17 protein-coding genes are annotated in these 19,859 nt (G+C 71.9%); 7 read left to right on the top strand and 10 right to left on the bottom strand.

Translation table 11 applies throughout. The features are described 5' to 3' along the window. Nucleotides 1-90 precede the first annotated feature (90 nt). Nucleotides 91-3,765 carry a S41 family peptidase gene (locus ACWD3D_RS17470; RefSeq protein ID WP_451461720.1) on the top strand — a complete coding sequence of 1,225 codons (3,675 nt, stop codon included), beginning with the start codon at nucleotides 91-93 and terminating at the stop codon, nucleotides 3,763-3,765. Nucleotides 3,766-3,964: 199 nt separating this feature from the next. Here the strand turns inward: ACWD3D_RS17470 and ACWD3D_RS17465 are convergent, their stop codons facing one another. The 4 genes from ACWD3D_RS17465 to ACWD3D_RS17450 form a co-directional block, all read right to left on the bottom strand. Then, nucleotides 3,965-4,156, bottom strand: a complete 192-nt coding sequence (locus ACWD3D_RS17465; RefSeq protein ID WP_451461719.1) for a hypothetical protein — start codon at nucleotides 4,154-4,156, stop codon at nucleotides 3,965-3,967. Nucleotides 4,157-4,301: 145 nt separating this feature from the next. Beyond that, nucleotides 4,302-5,186: an SDR family oxidoreductase gene (locus ACWD3D_RS17460; RefSeq protein ID WP_451461718.1), complete on the bottom strand. Its 885-nt coding sequence runs from the start codon at nucleotides 5,184-5,186 to the stop codon at nucleotides 4,302-4,304. Further along, nucleotides 5,183-6,121, bottom strand: coding sequence for an alpha/beta fold hydrolase (locus ACWD3D_RS17455; RefSeq protein ID WP_451461717.1), 939 nt, complete (start codon nucleotides 6,119-6,121; stop codon nucleotides 5,183-5,185). Before ACWD3D_RS17455 ends, ACWD3D_RS17460 begins: the two co-directional genes overlap by 4 nt. Then, nucleotides 6,118-7,725: a flavin-containing monooxygenase gene (locus ACWD3D_RS17450; RefSeq protein WP_451461716.1), complete on the bottom strand. Its 1,608-nt coding sequence runs from the start codon at nucleotides 7,723-7,725 to the stop codon at nucleotides 6,118-6,120. The genes ACWD3D_RS17455 and ACWD3D_RS17450 overlap by 4 nt, the downstream gene beginning before the upstream one ends. Nucleotides 7,726-7,890: 165 nt before the next feature. Here ACWD3D_RS17450 and ACWD3D_RS17445 point away from each other — a divergent pair, with 165 nt between their 5' ends. Continuing rightward, on the top strand, nucleotides 7,891-8,586 hold the full coding sequence (locus ACWD3D_RS17445) for a MerR family transcriptional regulator (protein WP_451461722.1): 696 nt from the start codon (nucleotides 7,891-7,893) through the stop codon (nucleotides 8,584-8,586). Nucleotides 8,587-8,828: 242 nt separating this feature from the next. Here the strand turns inward: ACWD3D_RS17445 and ACWD3D_RS17440 are convergent, their stop codons facing one another. From ACWD3D_RS17440 to ACWD3D_RS17430, 3 genes are all read right to left on the bottom strand, one after another. Next, nucleotides 8,829-9,200, bottom strand: coding sequence for a MerR family transcriptional regulator (locus tag ACWD3D_RS17440; RefSeq protein WP_451461721.1), 372 nt, complete (start codon nucleotides 9,198-9,200; stop codon nucleotides 8,829-8,831). Between the two features lie 26 nt (nucleotides 9,201-9,226). Next, nucleotides 9,227-9,994, bottom strand: coding sequence for an SDR family NAD(P)-dependent oxidoreductase (locus tag ACWD3D_RS17435; protein WP_451461715.1), 768 nt, complete (start codon nucleotides 9,992-9,994; stop codon nucleotides 9,227-9,229). 218 nt (nucleotides 9,995-10,212) lie between these two features. After that, entirely contained in the window at nucleotides 10,213-11,028 is an 816-nt protein-coding gene (locus tag ACWD3D_RS17430; protein ID WP_451461714.1) for an exodeoxyribonuclease III, read from the bottom strand. A gap of 49 nt (nucleotides 11,029-11,077) precedes the next feature. On the opposite strand from ACWD3D_RS17430, the gene ACWD3D_RS17425 reads away from it, so the two are divergent. Next, a complete protein-coding gene (locus ACWD3D_RS17425) occupies nucleotides 11,078-11,563 on the top strand; it encodes a GNAT family N-acetyltransferase (RefSeq protein WP_451461713.1) in 486 nt (161 codons plus the stop codon). Nucleotides 11,564-11,584: 21 nt separating this feature from the next. On the opposite strand, the gene ACWD3D_RS17420 is transcribed toward ACWD3D_RS17425, so the two are convergent. After that, nucleotides 11,585-12,505, bottom strand: a complete 921-nt coding sequence (locus ACWD3D_RS17420) for an RNA polymerase sigma-70 factor (RefSeq protein WP_451461712.1) — start codon at nucleotides 12,503-12,505, stop codon at nucleotides 11,585-11,587. Nucleotides 12,506-12,612: 107 nt separating this feature from the next. Then, the gene (locus tag ACWD3D_RS17415; RefSeq protein WP_451461711.1) at nucleotides 12,613-13,578 is read right to left on the bottom strand and encodes an AsnC family transcriptional regulator; all 966 of its coding nucleotides are present in this window, start codon (nucleotides 13,576-13,578) and stop codon (nucleotides 12,613-12,615) included. A gap of 560 nt (nucleotides 13,579-14,138) precedes the next feature. On the opposite strand from ACWD3D_RS17415, the gene ACWD3D_RS17410 reads away from it, so the two are divergent. Next, a complete protein-coding gene (locus ACWD3D_RS17410) occupies nucleotides 14,139-15,278 on the top strand; it encodes an FAD-dependent monooxygenase (RefSeq protein ID WP_451461710.1) in 1,140 nt (379 codons plus the stop codon). A 72-nt stretch (nucleotides 15,279-15,350) separates the two neighbouring features. Continuing rightward, nucleotides 15,351-16,328 carry a sugar ABC transporter substrate-binding protein gene (locus ACWD3D_RS17405; RefSeq protein ID WP_451461709.1) on the top strand — a complete coding sequence of 326 codons (978 nt, stop codon included), beginning with the start codon at nucleotides 15,351-15,353 and terminating at the stop codon, nucleotides 16,326-16,328. An 81-nt stretch (nucleotides 16,329-16,409) separates the two neighbouring features. Here the strand turns inward: ACWD3D_RS17405 and ACWD3D_RS17400 are convergent, their stop codons facing one another. Further along, nucleotides 16,410-17,402: a CPBP family intramembrane glutamic endopeptidase gene (locus ACWD3D_RS17400; protein WP_451461708.1), complete on the bottom strand. Its 993-nt coding sequence runs from the start codon at nucleotides 17,400-17,402 to the stop codon at nucleotides 16,410-16,412. Between the two features lie 397 nt (nucleotides 17,403-17,799). Between ACWD3D_RS17400 and ACWD3D_RS17395 the strand changes: the two genes are divergently transcribed. Together ACWD3D_RS17395 and ACWD3D_RS17390 are read left to right on the top strand one after the other, a co-directional pair. Beyond that, nucleotides 17,800-19,062 carry a sensor histidine kinase gene (locus tag ACWD3D_RS17395; RefSeq protein WP_451461707.1) on the top strand — a complete coding sequence of 421 codons (1,263 nt, stop codon included), beginning with the start codon at nucleotides 17,800-17,802 and terminating at the stop codon, nucleotides 19,060-19,062. After that, nucleotides 19,059-19,757, top strand: coding sequence for a response regulator (locus tag ACWD3D_RS17390; RefSeq protein WP_451461706.1), 699 nt, complete (start codon nucleotides 19,059-19,061; stop codon nucleotides 19,755-19,757). Before ACWD3D_RS17395 ends, ACWD3D_RS17390 begins: the two co-directional genes overlap by 4 nt. Nucleotides 19,758-19,859: the final 102 nt, after the last annotated feature.

Genomic DNA, 19,859 nt, shown 5'->3' with positions numbered 1-19,859 from the left:
ACCGCCAAGCGAAACGGGACCGTTTCGCTTGTGGGGTGTGCCACACGTTTTCCGCGTCACGAGTTGCCCCGGGCCCCGCGCACCGAAAGCATGGGTGGGGTGAGTGACGACGTCGCGTATCTCCGTTTCCCGCACCTCCACCAGGACTTGCTCTGTTTCGCGGCCGAGGACGATCTCTGGGTCGCCCCCCTCGCCGCCGCCGGGCACCGGCCCGGCCGCGCGTGGCGACTGACCGCCGACCGCACCCGGGTCAGCCACCCGCGCTTCTCCCCCGACGGCAGCCGCATCGCCTACACGACCTGGCGCACGCTCGACCCCGAGATCCACCTCGCCCCCGTCGACGGCGGACCGGCGCGCCGCCTCACCTACTGGGGCTCGACCGACGCCCGGGTCTGCGGCTGGACCCCCGACACCGGCGACGGCGCGCAGATCCTGGCCGTCTCCTCGCACCGCCAGCCGTTCTCCTACTTCTCCTGGGCCTACAGCGTGCCCACCGACGGCTCCCCCGGCGGGCGTCTGCCCTGGGGCCCGGTCTCCGACATCGCCGTCGCCGACATCGACGGCGAGCGCCGCACCCTGCTGCTCACCGGGACCCCGCCGCACGAACCGGCCGCCTGGAAGCGGTACCGGGGCGGCGCGACCGGGCGGCTCTGGCTGCACGGTCAGCGGCTGCTGCCGGACATCGTGGGGCATCTCGACACCCCGATGTTCGTCGGCCGGCGGATCGCGTTCCTCTCCGACCACGAGGGGGTCGGCAACCTCTACTCCTGCCTGATGGACGGCACCGACCTGCGCCGCCACACCGACCACGACGCCTTCTACGCCCGCCACGCCTCCAGCGACGGCACCCGCGTCGTCTACCAGTGCGCCGGTGATCTCTGGCTGGCCGGCGATCTGGAGGACCCGGCCGCCACCCCCCGGAAGCTGGAGGTACGGCTCGGCGGCCCGCGCACCGGACGCCGTACGTACCAGGTGCCCGCCGCCAGCCACGTCGGCTCGCTCTCGGTGGACGAGACCGGCCGGGCGAGCGCGGTCAACGTGCGCGGCTCGCTGTACTGGCTCACCCACCGCGACGGCCCCGCCCGCACCATCAGCGACACCCCGGGGGTACGGGTCCGGCTGCCGGAGATGCTCGGCAGCGGCGGCCAGGTCGCGTACGTCACCGACGCGGACGGCGAGGACGCGGTGGAGATCTCCGCCCTGCCCCGCGCCACCGGCGACCGCCCCACCCGACGCCTCGCCTCCGGACAACTGGGCCGGGTGCTGGAGATGGTCTCCGACCCGGAGGGCGAACGCCTCGCCATCGCCTCGGACGACGGCAGGCTGCTGCTCCTGGACACGACGGACCCGGCCGGGGCGGACGCCACCGCGGCGGGCACACCGACGGACGGCGAACCGGCGGACGCCACCGAGCCGCCAGGTTCGGGACCGGGCGGGTCCACCCGGGCGGACGTGTTCCGCGCACGGGCCGAGGGGGTCGCCGAGAGGGCCGAGGAGGTCGCGGAGACGGCGGTGGCCGCACTCGCCGAGACGTCAGGAGGGGAGACGCCGGGAGGAGAGACCGCGGGAGGAGAGACCGCGGGAGAAACTCCCGGGACGGCGGGCACGGAGACGGCGGGCGCGGAAGCGGCGGGCGCGGAAGCGGCGGGCACGGAAGCGGCGGGCACGGAGACGGCGGGCACGGAGACGGACACCTCCGCACCGGCTCCCCCGGCGCCTCCCGCCGAGGTCACCGAGGCCGAGGTCACGGAGCTCATCCGCTCCGTCAACGGCCCCGTACGCGACCTGGCCTTCTCGCCGGACGGCGCCTGGCTCACCTGGTCGCACCCGGGCATCGGCCGTTCGCTGCGGCAGATCAAGCTGGCCCGGATCTCCGGCCCCGGCGCTCCGGTGATCGTGGACGTCACCAACGGCCGGTTCGAGGACGAGAACCCGGTGTTCACGGAGGACGGCCGGTACCTCGCGTTCCTCTCCTGGCGCGGCTTCGACCCGGTGTACGACGTCCACACCGGCGACCTCTCGTTCCCGCTGGGCTGCCGCCCGTACCTGGTGCCGCTCTCCTCCGCGACCCCGTCGCCGTTCGCGCTCTCGCCCGACGGCCGCCCGGCGGCGGGCGGGCTCGACCCGCTGGACCTCACGGACACCGGTACGACCGAGGGCACGGCGCCGGTCACCGTCGAGTTCGAGGGCCTGGAGAACCGGGTGGCGCCGTTCCCGGTCGCGGCCTCGAAGTACTCCGCGCTGCGCCCGGTCGCCGGGGGCGGGCTGGTCTGGCTGCGGTGGCCCATCTCCGGGGCGCTGGGTGAGACCTTCGCCAACCCGGCGGACATGTCGGGCCGCCCCACGCTGGAGCACTTCAACATCGCCAAGGCCCGCAGGACCGAACTCGTCGACCACCTCGACTGGTTCGCGGTCAGCGGCGACGCGACCCGGCTGGTCGTCATGGACGACGGGGAGTTGCGGGCCGTCCCGTCCAACGAGTCCGGCGACAGCGACTCCACCACCTACCTCGACCTGCGCCGCATCCTGCACGAGGTGGACCCGGCGGCGGAGTGGCGGCAGGCGTACGACGAGGCGGGGCGCATCATCCGCTCCTACTTCTGGGAGCCGGACATGTGCGGCATCGACTGGTCGGGGGTGCTCGACCAGTACCGTCCGCTCGTCGAACGCGTCTCCTCCCCCGACGAGTTCGCCGATCTGCTCCGCGAAGTCCTGGGCGAGCTGGGCACCTCGCACGCGTACGTCTCCCCCGCCCGCCGCAACGAGGGCCCCCCGCACTACCAGCGGGCGATCGGCCTGCTCGGCGCCAACCTCGTCTGCCGGGACGGGGCCTGGACCGTCCGGCGCGTCCTGCCCGGCGACTCCTCCGACTCCAAGGCCCGCTCCCCGCTCGCCGGTACGGGCATCCGGGAGGGCGCGGTCCTCACCCACGTGGACGGCCGCCCGGTGGACCCGCTCACCGGCCCCTACCCGCTGCTGACGGCGGCGGGCGGCACCACGGTCGAGCTGACGTTCCTCCCGCCGGGCGGACAGGGACGCCCGCGCCGTGTCGCGATCATGCCGCTGGTGGACGAACGACCGCTGCGCTACCAGGATTGGGTCGCCAAACGCCGCGAGGTCGTGCGGGAGTTGAGCGGTGGCAAGTGCGGCTACCTGCACATCCCGGACCTCGGCGGCTCCGGCTGGGCGCAGTTCAACCGGGACCTGCGGATGGAGGTGTCCCGTCCGGCCCTCATCGTGGACGTACGCGGCAACGCGGGCGGCCACATCAGCGAGCTGGTGGTGGAGAAACTGACCCGCAAGATCCTCGGCTGGGACCTGACCCGCAACGCCCAGGCCGTCTCGTACGCCTCGAACGCGCCACGCGGTCCCGTGGTGGCGCTCGCGGACGAGGCCACCTCCTCGGACGGAGACATGATCACCGCCGCGTTCCGGCTGCTGAAGCTGGGCCCTGTCGTCGGGCAGCGCACCTGGGGCGGGGTGGTCGGCATGACCGGACGCCACCGGCTGGGCGACGGCACGGTGATCACGGTGCCGATGAACGCCGCCTGGTTCGACACGTACGGCTGGTCGGTCGAGAACCACGGCGTCGAACCGGACATCGAGGCGCTGCGCACACCGCTGGACTGGGCGGAGGGCCGGCACGCGGTGCTGGACGACGCGGTGCGTCTCGCGCTGGAGCTGCTGGAGAAGCAGCCGGCGGCGACCCCGCCGACGTACGACGCGGTACCGGACCTGCGCAGGCCGACGCTGCCGCCGAGATGAGGCGGCCCCCCGGGCCGGCGTGAGCGCGGCCGGGGGGGGCGGGGTCACGGCCCCGCACCGGCCCGTGTCGGGCACGCACCAGGCGCGCACCGGACACGCACCGGGCACGCACCGGGCACGCCGAAGAGGCGCATCCTGTCGTCCGGATGCGCCTCTTCGCACGTACTCACCGGCCGGGGCCGGTCAGGACCTCAGGCCGTCAACGGTCAAAGCGCTCGCGGGCCTTGTCGGCCGCACCGTCGGCGCGGTCGCCCAGACCCGACTTCTCGTCGTCCCGGTCGCCGGCGCCCTTGGCGCGGTCGCGCGCGGCGTCCTTGCCCTGGCCGGACTTCTGCTTGGCCTGGTCGGCGAGTTGCTGCGCCTTGTCCTTGAACTGGTCTGCGATACCCATGCTGTTCACTCCTGTGGGATGCGTGGGGCCTGGGGAGACCGCCCCGTGAGGAGCGGCCTCGCTCAGCCTCGCACGGCCGGACATACGGCGCATTTTGATCAATGACGCAGGGTTCCGGTCGCCTTTCGACCAGCGTGCCGACCGGTCATCGGCGGGGCGCGCGCGCCTCCGTGTCAGCCGCGCCGCCCGCTCCGACCAACCCCTTCGGGATGGCGTCGAGCCGGGAGGCGAACCGTTTCATCTCGCGGGCCCCGACCGTGCCGATGAGCGAGGGCAGGTACCCGCGCACCGACTGCATCCCGCGCAGCCACCACTGGGCGTAGACGTGCGAGGAGCGCCGCTCGATACCGGCCACGATCCGGTCGACCGCCGGGCCGAGCGGGTACGTCCGGTTGGCGGGCCAGGGTAGCCGGCCGCGCAACTCCCGCATGACCTCGTCCTGGTCGGCGCCGCGCACCATGTCGGTGTCGGTCCAGGAGAGGTAGCCGACACCGACCCGCACACCCCGGTAGCCGACCTCGGCCCGCAGACTGTGCGCGAACGCCTCGACGCCCGACTTCGACGCGCAGTACGCGCTCATCATCGGCGCCGGGGTGATCGCGGCGAGCGACGCTATCTGGAGGAAGTAGCCGCGGCTCTCCATCAGTACCGGCAGGAACGCCCGGCCGGTCACCGCGCTGCCGATCAGGTTGACCTCGATGACCCGCCGCCAGGCCACCGGGTCGGAGTCGACGAACGGCCCCCCGGTGGCGACCCCGGCGTTGGCGACGACCACGTCCACCTTGCCGAAGCGGGCCTTCACCTCCTGGGCCACCTGCTCCATCGCCTCGTGGTCGGTGACGTCCGCGTACCAGTGGGCGCTCTCCCCGTACAGCCGCTCCGAGACCTGCTTCAGCTCCTCCGGCTCCAGGCCGACCAGGGCGAGCGTGGCACCGCGCGCGGAGAGTTTGCGCGCGAGCAGCTCGCCCACCCCGCGGGCCGCGCCGGTGACGACGACGACCTGCCCTTCGAGACTCCGACCGGCGCTCATACGACGTCCTCCTTCTCGTTCGTGGCGGTCCCGGTGAGGTGACCGGCGACAAGTTCACGGATCTTCGCGCTGACGGCTTCCGGCGCTTCGAGCGGTGTCATGTGCCCCATTCCGGGCAGCTCGGTGAGCCCGAGGAAGTCCGGCAGCGCCGCCGCCAGCGCACGGGCGTGCGCGGGCGGGGTCATCCGGTCCTCCAGGCCCACCAGCACGGCGGCCGGCACCCGCAGCTCCGGGACCTCCCGGTCCAGATCGAGGTCCGAGAGCACATGCCCCCAGGAGGCGCGGGCCTTGCGGGGACAGGCCTGCACGATGCGCGCGCAGACGTCCACCCGCTCGGGCGACGAGCCGGGCCCCATGGTGGCGTACTTGAGCAGGGCCCGGGTGACCGGGCTGACCGGCCCCAGCGGAAGGGCCGCCCGCAGGAGCGCCAAGGTCCCGCCGGTCCGCACGGCCTTCGGCCCGCCGAACACCCGGGCCGCCTCCGCGAGCCGCCCGCTGCCGGTGCTGCAGAGCAGTACTGCGGCGGCGTGCTCCCGGAACCGGGGGCGGCGGGCGGCGGCCATCAGCGTCATCCCGCCCATGGAGTGCCCCGCCAGCACCGCCTTACGGCCGGGCGCGAGGGTGGCGGCGAGCACCGCCTCCAGGTCGTCGGCGAGGGCGTCGGTGCTGTGTCCACCGGGGCCCACGTCGGGGCTGCCGCCGTGCCCGCGCTGGTCGTAGGCGATGACCCGGTGGTCGACCGCCAGGTCGGCGATCTGCGCGGCCCAGAACCGGGTGCTGCACGTCCAGCCGTGCGAGAGCACGACCGCGGGCGCCTCCTCGGGGCCGTACACCTCGACGTGGACGCGCGAGCCGTCCGCGGAGACGGCGAAGAGAGTCCGCTCGGGTACGGGCACGAGGCCCCCGGAACGCTGTCGTGGGAGTCGTGAACTCATCGGGTGACCTCCTCGGTCACGGGCCGGTCGGGTCCGGCGGGATCGGTGCTCTGCGCTGCCTTCGGGCCCCGGGAGGGCTTCCCGGACCCGCCGGACCTCTGGGCGACCACCGTAGGCGGCCGTGCGGTCGCGGGGGCGCGGATCACGTCGTACTCCGCCAGATCGACTGACCTGGTGGCGCGGCGGAAGTCGGCCGTGGTACCGGGCCAGACGGTGGTGTTGCGGCCGTTCTCGTCCAGGTACCAGCTGGTGCAGCCGCCGGTGTTCCAGACGGTGCGCTCCATCCGCTTCTGGACGCGGTCGTTCCAGCCGTCCACCGCGGCGGGGCGGGCGGCGAGCGCGGTGCCGGTGCCGAGCACCTTCAACTGCCGCAGGTAGTCGGCCATGTAGTTCAGCTGGGACTCGATCATCAGGATCATCGAGGAGTTCCCGAGCCCGGTGTTCGGGCCGATGATCGTCATCCAGTTGGGGAAGCCGGCGGCGGTGGCGCCGCGCAGCGACCTCATCCCGGTCTTCCAGCTCTCGGCGAGGGTGATGCCGTCCGCGCCGACGACCCGTTCGGCGATCGGCATGTCGGTGACGTGGAAACCGGTGCCGAAGACGATGGCGTCGGCCTCGGTCTCCGTACCGTCCGAGGCGACGAGCGTCGATCCGCGCACCTCGGCGAGGCCGGAGGCCACGACGTCGACGTTGGGGCGGGCGAGCGCCGGATAGTAGGTGCTGGAGAGCAGGATGCGCTTGCACCCGATGCGGTAGTCCGGGGTGAGCTTGGCGCGCAGCGCCGGGTCCTTGATGGCCCGCGCCATGCCCGCCTTCGCCAGGGACTCGATCAGTCCGAGCCCGTCCGGGTACTTCGTGAAGGCACTGACCTGCAACTCCCTTATCCCCCAGAGCAGACCGCGCCGGGCGGTGCCGGTGGCGGGGACGGTGCGGTGCAGCCACCGCTCGGCCTTCCCGATGGCCCGGTCGACGCGCGGCATCACCCAGGGCGGGGTGCGCTGGAAGAGCGTGAGGCGCCCCACCTTCGGCTGGATGGCGGGGACTATCTGGATGGCGGAGGCGCCGGTGCCGATCATCGCGACGCGCTTGCCGGCCAGGTCGTAGTCGTGGTTCCAGCGGGCGGAGTGGAAGACCTCGCCCGGGAAGGTGTCGAGGCCGGGGACGTCCGGCATCTTCGGGTCGGAGAGCGGGCCGGTCGCGGAGACCACGACGTCCGCGACGATCGTCGTGCCGTTGGCGCACTCGATCACCCAGTTGAGTGCCTCGGTGTCCCAACGCATCACCTCCACCTCATGGTTGAACCTGAGGTGCGGGCGGAGACCGAAGGTGTCGGCCACCCGCTCCAGGTACGCGCGTATGTGCTCCTGGCCGGAGAAGGTGCGCGGCCACTCGGAGTTGGGCGCGAAGGAGAAGGAGTACAGGTGCGAGGGCACGTCGCAGGCGCACCCGGGGTACGTGTTGTCGCGCCAGGTACCTCCCACGGAGCCGGCCCGCTCCAGGACGACGAAATCGGTGATGCCTTCGCGGCGCAGCCGGACCGCGGCCCCGAGGCCCCCGAATCCGGATCCGATCACCGCCACCCGTACGTGCTCGTGCTGGGCCATGCCGCCGCCTCCCGCGGTTGTCACGACTCTGCCAGCAATCACTGGCACCTTTCGGAGGGTAGAGCAGGCCCGTACCGATGGGTAGAGGGCAGGACAAGGAAGTTACCGGCGGTACGACATAAGGTTCGCTCTGTGGCCGAAGGACATGAGCAACGCGAATACCGCATGGAGGAGCTGGCCCAGGAGGCCGGCATCACCGTGCGGACTCTCCGCTTCTACCGTGAGCGCGGGCTCATCCCACCGCCCCGCCGCGAGGGACGCATCACCTGGTACGACAGCCACCACCTGGCACGACTGCGCACCATCACCGGCCTGTTGGAGCGCGGCCACACCCTCAACGGCATCGCCGACCTCGCCGCCACCTTCGAGAGCGGGCGCGACGTCGCCGAGGTCCTGGGACTGGGCGAGCCCACCGAGGAGACCCCGGTCCGGCTCACTCCGGAGCAACTCGCCGACTATTTCGAGGGCGAAGTCACACCGGAGAACCTCGCCACCGCCCTCGATCTCGGCTATCTCGCCACCGACGGCGACGAGATCGTGCACATCAGCCGTCGCCTGTTGGAGGTATCGGCCGAACTGGTGCACGAGGGCGTTCCGTTGGCCACCGTGCTCTCCACCGGTCGTCGCATCCGCGAGCACGCCGAAGCACTGGCCGAGATCTTCGTCAGGGTCATCCAGGTGCACGCGGCGGACAGCCCCATCGACAAACTCCGCCCACTGGCACGCGCGGTGATGGACGCGGAGCTCTCGATGGCCCTGGACCGGCGACTGCGGGAGAACGACGACGACACCGCCGGGCGACTGCCCGGCCCGGACACGGAGTGGACGGCGGGCGGCGGGAAGCCCACGGCAAGCCGGTGACCTACGACATCACGCTCGTTCGGGTGGAACCGGGGCTGACAGTCCGGGAGGCGCTCGACCGGTGCAACGTCAGCCATACGCAGACGAGTTGGGGCTCACGCCCGCAGGAGGCCCAACCCCGGTTACGGGGGCGGCGCGGTGATCCGGAAGGTGTCCGATCCGTAGCCGCCGCGTGTGGTGCACGGGGAGCGAGTCTCATCTCGCTCCGCCGGTTCTTCGCCCCTTCGCAGTGAGACGACTGATCAGGCCACCGGGCGGATCCCATCGCCGTTCCTCTCCCGGAGTGCGGCTTCCAGCCGGTCGCGGGCTTCGGTCTGGGCGGCGATCCGTTCGTTGAGGACCGCCAGCCGTTCCAGCGCGACCCGCAGGCCCTTGTCGGAGGGCGGTCCGGCAGCCACGTCGCCGTCCAGGCATGGCAGGAACACGCGCACGTCGTCCAGGGTGAGCCCGGCAGCCAGCAGGTGGCGGATGTTGCGGACCCGCACCACGGCCCGCTCGTCGTAGATGCGGTAGCCGTTACAGGCCCGTTCGGAGGAGATCAGCCCGGCCTGCTCGTAGTGCCGCAACGCACGAGCGGTCGTCCCCGTTGCCCTGGCCAGCTCACCGATCCGCACCCGTTCCACCTCCCGGGCAACTCCTATCACGCCACAACCGCTCCGCCGTCGACCGGGAACACCACTCCGGTGACGAACGAGGCAGCCGGTGCGGCAAGCTGGGTGATCGCCCAGGCCACCTCCTCGGGGCGGCCGATCCGGGCCAGCGGAGTGTGCGCCAGCTGCCACTCCCGCACTGCGGCCACCCGTTCCGGCGTCAGGCCCTGGTGCTCGCCGATAGGGGTTTCGATCGCACCGGGAGCGACCGCCACCACCCGGACGCCGTGTGGTGCCAGCTCGACCGCCCAACTGCGGGTCAGCAGTTCCAGAGCGGCCTTGGTCGCCGCGTAGACCGAGTTGCCTGGCCAAGCCCGCTGTCCCACCGACGTACTGACATTGACGATCACTCCGCCCGGTGTCTCCAGGAGCGGCAGCGCAGCCTGGGCCAGCAGGATCGGGGCGACGAGGTTGGTGGCGAGCTGAGCCGCGATCTTCTCCGGCGTCAGCGTGCCGAGGGCACCGCTGCGCACGATGCCGGCGTTGTTGACCAGCACATCCAATCGGCCGTGCGCCTCCAACACGGCCTGGACGATCCGCTCGGGCTCGCCCTCGGCGGTGATGTCGACGGGCAGTGGCGTGATGCGGTCCCGCCCGGCCGCGGTCTCCTCGAGCGGTGCGCTTCGCCGTCCGATCGCGACCACGTGGGCGCCCTCCGCGGCGAAGGCACGGGCGGTGGCCCGGCCGATGCCTGTGCCGGCTCCGGTGACGGCGACGATCCTGCTGCTCTGCGGTGCGGTGCTGTTCATGCCGGTCATCGTGCAACCCTGCCGCCAGCGGCAAGGTCAACGTCTCGTCGGGGAGGGAGCACGCCTGGTCAGCGCCGCAAGCGCCCCGCAGCGTTCCTGCGGCCCGAGGGCGGGGGCCGAGAAAGGCTGGTCCCGCCCAGCGGCGTACGGCAAGTGTGACGCCCCGCCTCCGCCCCGTCCCGCGACGGCGGGGAACAGAGCCGGACGGGGCTTCGCACTGCGGCTCCTTACCGCTCGTACACCACCGTCACCGGTGCGTGGTCGCTCCACCGCTCCGGGTGGGTCTCCGCGCGCTCGACCCAGGCCTTGACCGCACGGGCCGCGAGGCCGGGCGTCGCCACCTGGTAGTCGATCCGCCACCCGGCGTCGTTGTCGAAGGCACGGCCCCGGTAGGACCACCAGGAGTAGGGCCCCTCCTGGTCCGGGTGGAGGGCGCGCACCACGTCCACGTACGCGGCCTCCTCGAAGACCCGGGTCAGCCACTCCCGCTCCTCCGGGAGGAAGCCGGAGTTCTTCCGGTTCGACTTCCAGTTCTTGAGGTCGGCCTCCTGGTGGGCGATGTTCCAGTCGCCGCAGACGACGACCTCGCGCCCCTCGGCGGCGGCGCGCTCCTTGAGCCCGGCCAGGTAGGGGAGGAAGGCCGCCATGAAGCGCTCCTTCTCCTCCTGCCGCTCGGTTCCGACCTCGCCGGAGGGCAGGTACAGGCTGGCGACGGTGACGCCCGGGAGGTCGATCTCGGCGTACCGGCCGCTCAAATCGAATTCCTCGGCTCCTTCGATCCCGAAGCCGCCGAAGCCGATCTGGGTGCGCTCCGGCGCACGCCGGGAGTAGAGGGAGACGCCCGCACGCCCCTTGGCGGCGGCCGGTGCGTGCACCACGTGCCAGCCCTCGGGGTCCCGAACCTCCTCCGGAAGCTGGGCCGCCTCGGCCCGTACTTCCTGGAGGCAGACGACGTCGGCCCCGGTCTCCGCGAGCCAGGGAACGAAGCCCTTCTTCGCGGCGGCGCGGAGCCCATTCACGTTGACGCTGGTGACGGTAAGCACCCCGAAACAGTACCCAAACGCGGGCCCGTACATATGTACGCTTACCTGCGTGAATATCCAGCGCCGGTCGTACGACCACCCTGACGCCGTCAAGCTCAACGACGAGGTCCAGCTCGAATACATCGAGCGGTACCAGGACGGCGGCGACCAGACCCACCTCGATCCCACCATGTTCGAGCCCCCCAACGGCCTGTACCTGCTCGCCTACGACGAGCGGGAGCGCCCGGTGGCGACCGGCGGCTGGCGCGCCATGGAGCAGAACGAGGAGGGGTACTCCGACGGCGACGCCGAGGTCAAGCGGATGTTCGTCATACGTGAGGGACGTGGCCAAGGTCTCGCCCGCCGCATCCTCGGCCTGCTGGAGGAGGACGCCCGCACCGCGGGCCGCACGCGCATGGTCCTGGAGACGGGCAACAAGCAGCCCGAGGCCATCGCGCTGTACACGTCGAGCGGCTACACGGTCTGCGAGAAGTTCGGCCACTACCGGACGTACGAGAACAGCATCTGCATGGCCAAGCCGCTCCAGGAGTCCTGACCACCACGTCGGCCCGGCGCGTCAGCCGCGCGGCCGGAACGGCCGGTCGGGCAGTTCCGGCAGATCCGGCAGGGGCACCCGCTCCAGTTTGTCGGGGTTGCGGACCACCCGGATGCCCACGATGCCGGAAGGGGCCGTCTCCAGGACGAGGACGTCGTCGGTGACCCCCGCCACGGTGACCAGCAGACCGGGCTCGCCGTTCACGTCGACCCGGTGGTACCCCGTGTCTGGCAGCGGCGCGGACATCACACCCAGCAGCCAGCGGGCCACCTTGTCCGCACCCCGGATCGGCCGCAGGGCGGCCTGGACTTTGCCCCCGCCGTCCGACCAGACGGTCACGTCGGGCGCCAGCATCCCCAGTACCCGGTTCAGGTCGCCGCCGACGCACGCCGCCAGGAACTCGTCGGTGACCTTGCGGCGCACCTCCGGTGCCGCCTCGTAACGCGGCCGGCGCGCCCGTACGTGCGAACGCGCCCTGCTGCCGGCCTGGCGTACCGCCCCTTCCGTGCGGTCGATCATCGCGGCGATCTCCGCGTACGGATAGCCGAAGACCTCCTTGAGGACGAAGACCGCCCGTTCCAGCGGCGACAACGACTCCAGCACCACCAGCATCGCCAGCGAGATCGCCTCCGCCCGCTCCACCGCGTCGCTCGCGTCGGGCGTGGTGACCAGTGGCTCGGGCAGCCACGGCCCGACGTACGCCTCCCGCCGCACGGTCGCCGAGGTCAGCCGGTTGAGCGAGAGGTTGGTGATCGTACGGGCCAGGTAGGCGCCGGGGTTGTCGATCCGGGCGTGGTCGACCTTGCTCCAGGCCAGCCAGGTGTCCTGGAGCATGTCCTCGGCGTCCGCCGCGCTGCCGAACATGCGGTACGCGATGCCGAACAGGGCCGCGTGATGCTCCTGGAACCGGGCGAGTGCTTCGTCGATCGGTGCACGGGCCATGACGGGTGCCTTCCGGGTCGGTCGGGGGGGTGTCTCCGCAGGAGTGACAGGACAGCGCCGCGCGACGTGACATGCCCCGACCGGCGGGCCCCGCCCTTCGGGGCAGGCTACTGGGGGGCGAGCGTCTTGACCCGGCGGAGGGTGAGGGTGGTCTCGGCCGTGAGCACCCCCGGCAGCCCGGCGATCTTCTCCCCCACGAACGCGTACAGGTCGGCGGTGGTCCGGCAGAGCACCGAGACGACGAGGTTGGTCCGGCCGGTGACCGCCCCCGCGAACCGCACCTCCGGGTGCCGGGCCACCAGCCGGCCCGCCTCGACCAGGTCGCGCGGGGTGACGGTGAGCCAGCACAGGGCCTCGACGCCCCGCCCGAGGGGCACGTGGTCGTACTCGACGGCGATGTACAGCACTCCGGTGGAGCGCAGCCGTTCCAGGCGCCGTTTGACGGATGCCTCGGACTGACCGGTGACCGACTGGAGCTCGGTGAGCGGGGCCCGGCCGTCCCGGGAGAGCGCGGCGAGCATGGCCTCGTCGGCCGGTTCCAGCTCGACGGCCGTCGAAGGGAGGGCCGGCGGTACGGTACGCAGCTCCAACTCCTCCTCCGCGTCGAGCGCACTGATCTTCCTCAGCCAGCCGAGGGCGTTGCCGTAGTAGGAGTGCAGTACGCAGTGGGCGGTGACCGAGGTGACGTGCGGGGTGCGCCTGATGCGTTCCAGGAACAGTTCGTCGCGCTCGCGGTCGCTTTTGGGTCGGATCGCGCAGACGACCTCGGACCCGTCGGCGACCAGGTCGATGTAGTGGGTGTCGGGCCGCCGGGCGAGCGCCGCCGCCAACGCGGGCGCCGAGTCGTCGGCGCAGCCGAGCCGCACGATCCAGCCGGTCCGGCCGAGGCGGCTGTCGTCGGCCATGCCGACCACCCGCAGCCCCGCCGCGCTCCGCAACCGCCTGAACCGACGCGCGGCCGTCTGGTCGGAGACCCCGAGGACGTGGGCGATCCGGCTGAAGGGGGCCCGCCCGTCGAGTTCCAGCGCCTGCAGCAACTTCAGGTCCAGGGTGTCGAGCGTGCGGGGCTCCACATGGTCTCCCGGTCGGTCCGTCGGGCCCGGCGCGCGCGGGCGGTCCACCCGACCGTACAGAGACCGCCGGTGGCCGACGCGCGCACGCCCAGCCCGGCGCCCATTCCTGGACGGGGTGAAAATCCTGCCCGCCACCGAATTCCGGGGACACTCCGATTTCCCTCCATCGTGCATCCGTCCAGAAATACCGGCAAGGAATTCTGCAAGAAGGGAGGGAATCCGACACTGCGCACCCTCCTACGGGGCATCTCGTTCACGCCGAACACCGAACGGAGCACAGCGACTCACATCACCGCAGCTCAGAACCCCTGAATGTCATGACGGATCTCCCTCGCCCAGCCGGCTCCGATCGGCGGCCGACCCGGGCCGACCGAGGAGCCGGTGACGGTCCGATGAATTTCGGGAGCGCATCACAGACCGTCCGGGAAGGCGACGGGAGTGCAAACTAAATATGCACCCGCCTTTCCTTCCCCATTTCCTTTCCGGCCGTTACGTTCGCCACTCATCGGCCCGGTGCTCCCCGCACCGGGCCCGGTCCTACGAGATACCGGGTGGTCGAAATGAGCCGAGGAACCGTTCTGGTGGTCGGCGGCGGGATCGGTGGCCTGTCCACCGCCGTCGCGCTGCGGGAGTCGGGATACGACGTGAACGTCGTGGAACTGCACGAGGACCTGCACTCGTCCGTGTACGGCGTCGGCATCATCCAGCCGGTGAACGCCCTGCGCGCACTCGACGCGATCGGCTGCGCCGAGGCGTGCCTGGCCGTGGGGTACGCGACCACGGCGTGGGGCCAGGTGCACGACGTGGACGGCAATCTGGTGCGGGAGATGCCGGGGGCCCGGATCGCCGGCTCCGAACTGCCGCCGATGAACGGCCTCACCCGCCCGCAGCTGCACCGCATTCTCACCGACCGGGCGCGGGGGGCCGGGGTGACGATCGAGTACGCCAAGACCTTCACGGAGCTCGTCAACGGCCCCGACGGCGTCGATGTGACGTACACCGACGGCACCAGCGGCCGGGTGGACTTCGTCGTCGGCGCGGACGGCGTGTACTCGAAGGTCCGCCCGTACGTCCTGGGAGAGGACCTGGCCCCGGTCTACATCGGGCAGTCCGCGTTCCGCCTCAACATCCCCCGCATCCCCGAGATCGACCGCATCATCCTCCAGCACGGCCCCACCGGCATGGCGGGCTTCGTGCCGATCGGCCCGGAGTTGGCGTACTTCTTCTTCAACACCGTTTGGGAGCAGGGCCGTTGGCTGGAGCAGGACCAGATGGACAAGGTCCTGCGGGAACTGCTGGCCCCGTTCGGCGGGCTGGCCGGCCACGTCCGCGACACGTACGTCACAGACCCGGCCGCCATCGTGTTCCGGCCCGAGGAGTGGCTCATCGCACCCGCCCCCTGGCACCGCGACCGGATCGTCCTGATCGGTGACGCGGTCCACGCGGTGACCCCGCACCTGGGCCAGGGCGCGGCGCAGGCCGTCGAGGACGGAGTCGTCCTCGCCGAGTGCCTGGTGGCGCAGGACAGCCCCGAGGAGGCGTTCCGCCGGTACACCGAGCGCCGCTACGAACGCTGCAGGCTCGTCGTGGAGTCGTCGGTCGCCATCGGCGAATGGGAGATCGACCCCACCGGCAAGGAGGACTTCGACCATGCCGGCCTCACCCAGCATGTGCTGGAGACGATGGTCCAGCCCTTCTGATCGCCTTTCCGATCCCCCGGCGCGTCTGCCCCGGACCGGTCTTCCCCTCCCGGCGACAACGAAGGGCTCCTGATGAGACTTTCCGTACGTACCCGCGGCGCACGGGCCGCACTGGCGGCCCTCGTGGCCACTGCGGCCCTGGGTGGCTGCGGCAGCGGAACCGGGGCGAAGGAGGGTGACGGCCCGAACGTCACCCTGGGCTTCGTCAACGGTGACACCAGCGAGTTCGCCACCTGCCTGCAGAAGGCCGTGGAACGGACGGCGAAGGGTTCCGGTGCACGTCTTCTGCTGGCCAACTCCCAGCAGGAGGCGGGCAAGGAGCTCTCCAACATCGAGGACATGATCACGCGCGGGGTGGACGCGCTCGTCGTGCAGACCGTCAACGTCGACGCCCTGGAAGGGGCGGTCGCCCGCGCCAAGTCCGCAGGCGTACCGATCTATCTCACCTCGGTCGCCACCGAGGACGTCTCCGGCATCCTCGGAGCCGCCGTCGTGGACCTCCACCGGCTCGGTGAGCTGGACGCCGGGTGGGTCGCGAAGGACGCGGGCGGGAAGCCCGTGCGGGTCGGTGTCGTCGCCGGGGCGCCGGGGGCGGCCTCCGACTTCATGGTGTCCGGCTTCACGGAAGCGCTGCCGGCCAACGCCGAAGTGGTGGCGAACCAGCCGGCCATGTTCAACCCGGTCAAGGCACAGGACGTGGCACAGAACATGATCCAGGCCCACCCCGACCTGGACTACGCGTTCGTGGCCAACGAGGAGATGGCCCTCGCCGTCCGCAAGACCTTCGACGCGGCGGGCGCGCACGACGTCAGGATCGTCACCGAGAACGGTACGGACGCCGGGCTGGCCGCGATCCGCGACGGCAGGCTCTCCGCCACGGTGGCCAACTCGCCGAAGGTCATCGGCGAGACGGCGGTCACCCGGACTCTCGCCCTGCTGGACGGGGAGGGGCCGGGGAACGGGAAGACGACGGACAAGATCACCGCCATCCCGCTCACCATGGTGACGGCCGAAAACGCCGACGAGGCGCCGCAGTACTGCGACCGCTGAGAGTTCGGGCCCGATCCGACGGCTGGAGGGGCTCCGCCCGTGCGACACGGGGCGGAGCCCCTCCATCCGTGCCGTGCCCCTTCAGCCGTGCCGTGCCTCTTCCGCCCGACCTGCGCCGTCGGCCCGACCTGCCTGGTCGGTCCACCGTGCCCGCGCCGACTCGCCGGGCCCGTGGATGCGGCCCCTGCGCTTGGCGGCCCGCAGGAACAGCACGGTGGGTACGGCGCACACCAGGATGGCGAAGATGCTGGCCTCCGGACCGAAGGCCCCGCCGGACAAGATGTCGGGGCCGCTGACCGAGGCGTCCAGCAGGCCTCCGGTGCCGGTGCCGGAGCCCGAGACGGCGGTGCCGAAGATGCCCTGCTCCGCCGTGTTCCAGGCCAGGTGCACGCCGATCACCAGCCACAGCGAGCGGGTGGCGGCATAGATCGCTCCGAACATCAGCCCCGCCTCGACGGCGATGGCCAGCGCGCCCCAGACCGTCGCGTCCTTGTTGACCAGGTGCAGGGTGCCGAAGGCGAGCCCCGAGACGGCCACCGCCCCGTACGTCCCCGCCCTCTCCTCCAGCACCCGGAACAGCGCGCCCCGGAAGGCCAGTTCCTCGGTCACCGACAGGCAGCTCATCAACCCCAGGGTGGTCAGCGCACCGCCGATCGAGCCCCAGCCCTGGACGTGGTAGCCGCCGACCAGGGCGACCGACGCGATCGTGACGGAGAAGAGGCCCAGTCCGAGCAGGGCCCCCTGGCGCAGTTCCGGCCGCGCCCGGTCCAGTGCGAGCTCCTGCGGCCTGCGGCGGCCCTCCAGGTAGCGCACCAGAGCGACGTACGCGGCGACGGCCAGACCGCCCGTCACCACCCCGGTGATCAATGCGGTCAACGCCGTGCCGTCGGCCGCGCCGTTGATCCCGGCGGCGATCGCGTCCACGGCCAGCATCGCCACGAACATCACCGGCAGGCGCACCCACGCGGAGGACGCCCACCGCGCGGGGCGCCCGGTGCTCCCCCCGGTGGCCGTGGTCGGGTGGGCGTCGCCGCCGGACGGCAGTGCCGCCGACGAAGGCTTGCTGAACAGCATGGCTTCCTCCTCAAGGACCCGCTCGCAGCGGGCGGTCCGCGTTCCCGATGCCGGAAAACTACGGTCCGCGACCCCTTCGGATCGTCACCGTGGGGTGGGCAGTTGCCGCGTACGCCGGTCCCCCGGGCGAGCTACAGGCCCCTCCCCCTCCGGGGGGATGCCCGCGCCCCTCACCAGGCACTACGTTCGCCGTGCGAGGCCGTACGACCGCTGGGCCGTGTCCGACGACTCCGGCCGTTCAGCGGCGCCGCACCGATGAGTCCGGCGCCGGACCTACCGATCGGACCTACGGATCAGACCCACCGATCAGACCCACCGATCGGACCCACGGATCAGACCCAGCGATCGAACCCACCGAACAGACCCACCGAACAGACCCACCGATCATGGACGAGGTATGGAAGACCGAGCAGTTCGTGCCCCCGGGGCCACGGCATCCTCCGCGAGCGCGAGCCCACTGGCCGACGCCCTGGCCCAGCTCCGCCGGCTGGCGCGATGGTGGGGATCGCGCCCCGCCGCCCTCAGGGACCGCGAGTTCGCCGTCGTCTTCACCCTGCTGTCGTTCGCGGCGCCGCTGTCGGGGATCGGGGCGCGGTTCGGCGACCTCCCCACCCATGAAGCCTCCGTCACGAGCGTGCTGCTGACCCTGGGGCAGACCTTGCCGCTCGCGGTGCGCACCCGGTGGCCGGCCGTCTGCCTCGCGGTGACGGCCAGTTCGTTCGCGGTCCACGAGTCCCTCGGCGGCCCGCCGACCTTCGGCAGCATGGGGCTGTACATCGCGCTGTACTCGACGGGCGCCCACCAGGACCGGCTGCGCCGGTCCGTCGCGCTGGCGGCGACGGGAGGGTACGCGGTCTTCTGCGCCGTCCTGCACGCGCTGGGGTCCCCCGACGACCTGGGCGCGTTCCTGCTCTACTACGCGGTCCTGGCGGTGGTGTGGGGCCTGGGCGTCCTGGTCCGTGAGCGACGGGCGCACGAGGCCGAGCGCCGGCGGCTCGCCACGCAGGCGACCATCGCCGAGGAACGCAGCCGTCTGGCGCGGGAGTTGCACGACGTGGTGACCCACCATGTGACCGCGATGGTCGTCCAGGCAGGGGCGGCGAAGTACCTCACCGCGGCGCCCGAGCGTCTCGACGAAGCCCTCGACGCCATCAACGGCACCGGCCGCCGCGCGCTGGCCGAACTACGCTTCCTGCTCGGCGTGCTGGAGGCGACAGGCGAGCCGGGACCCCGGGAGCGGACGCCGATGCCGGGCCGGGTGCCGGACCTGGTGGAACAGACCCGCGCGGGTGGCCAGCCGATCGAGCTGGCCGAGGAAGGAGAACGACCGGACATGGCCGTGGCAGCTCAACTCACCACGTACCGCGTCGTGCAGGAGTCCCTGACGAACGCCGTGAAGTACGCGGCGGGTCGCAGGACACGCGTACGGCTGGCGCACACCCCCGGCTGGACGGACGTCGAGATCACCACCGCCGGCGCGGCCCGCGGTGCGCCCGTCCCCGCCGGCGCGCGGGGGGACAGCCCGCACGTCTCGGGAGGCCGCGGCCTGTCCGGGCTCCGGGAGCGGGTGGAGATGCTGGGAGGCGAGTTCACGGCGGGCCCCGCCCCGGACGGCGGGTTCCGGGTGCACGCGCGCATCCCGGCGGGAGGTGCCGCGTGAGCGCAGCGCCCCCCACGATCAGGGTGCTGGTCTGCGAGGACCAGGCCCTCGTACGCGCCGGATTCGTCACGATCTTCTCGGCCCAACCCGACATGGAGGTCGTGGGAGAGGCGGCGGACGGGCGGGCGGCGATCCGGCTGGCCGAGGAGCTGAGACCCGACGTCGTCGTCATGGACATCCGCATGCCCCTGCTCGACGGCATCGAGGCCACCCGCCACTTGGCGGGCCCCGACGCACTCAGCCCGGCGAAGATCCTGGTCGTCACGACCTTCAACGTCGACGAGTACGTGTACGAGGCCCTGCGCGCCGGCGCCAGCGGCTTCCTGCTGAAGGACGCGGCACCGGACGAACTGCTCGGCGCCGTACGCACCGTCGCCCGTGGCGAGTCCCTGCTGTCCCCGGTCGTCACGCGCACCCTGATCGGCCGCTTCGCCGAACGGCTGCGCCCGGTCAACGCCCCCGCGTCCCCCGAACGCGACCGCCTGGGAGCGCTCACCCCGCGCGAACGCGAGGTCTTCCTGCTCATCAGCGAGGGGTTGTCGAACGCCGAGATAGCCACCGAGCTGGTCCTCAGCCCGGAGACCGTGAAGACCTACGTCTCCCGCATCCTCACCAAGCTGCAACTTCGCGACCGCGTCCAGGCGGTGGTGCTGGCGTACCGGGCGGGACTTGCTCCGGGAGGCGACCGGTCCTGACGTCCGGTCCGCACCAGGACGTTTCGTCGCCCTCGCCCCGGACTCCGTTCGGGGGCACCGGGGGCCCGAACGCAAAGATCCCGCCCGGTCTTCCGACCGGGC

It is taken from the genome of Streptomyces sp. NPDC002690 (assembly GCF_053592415.1).
This window is presented reverse-complemented; position numbering and strand designations above follow the sequence as displayed.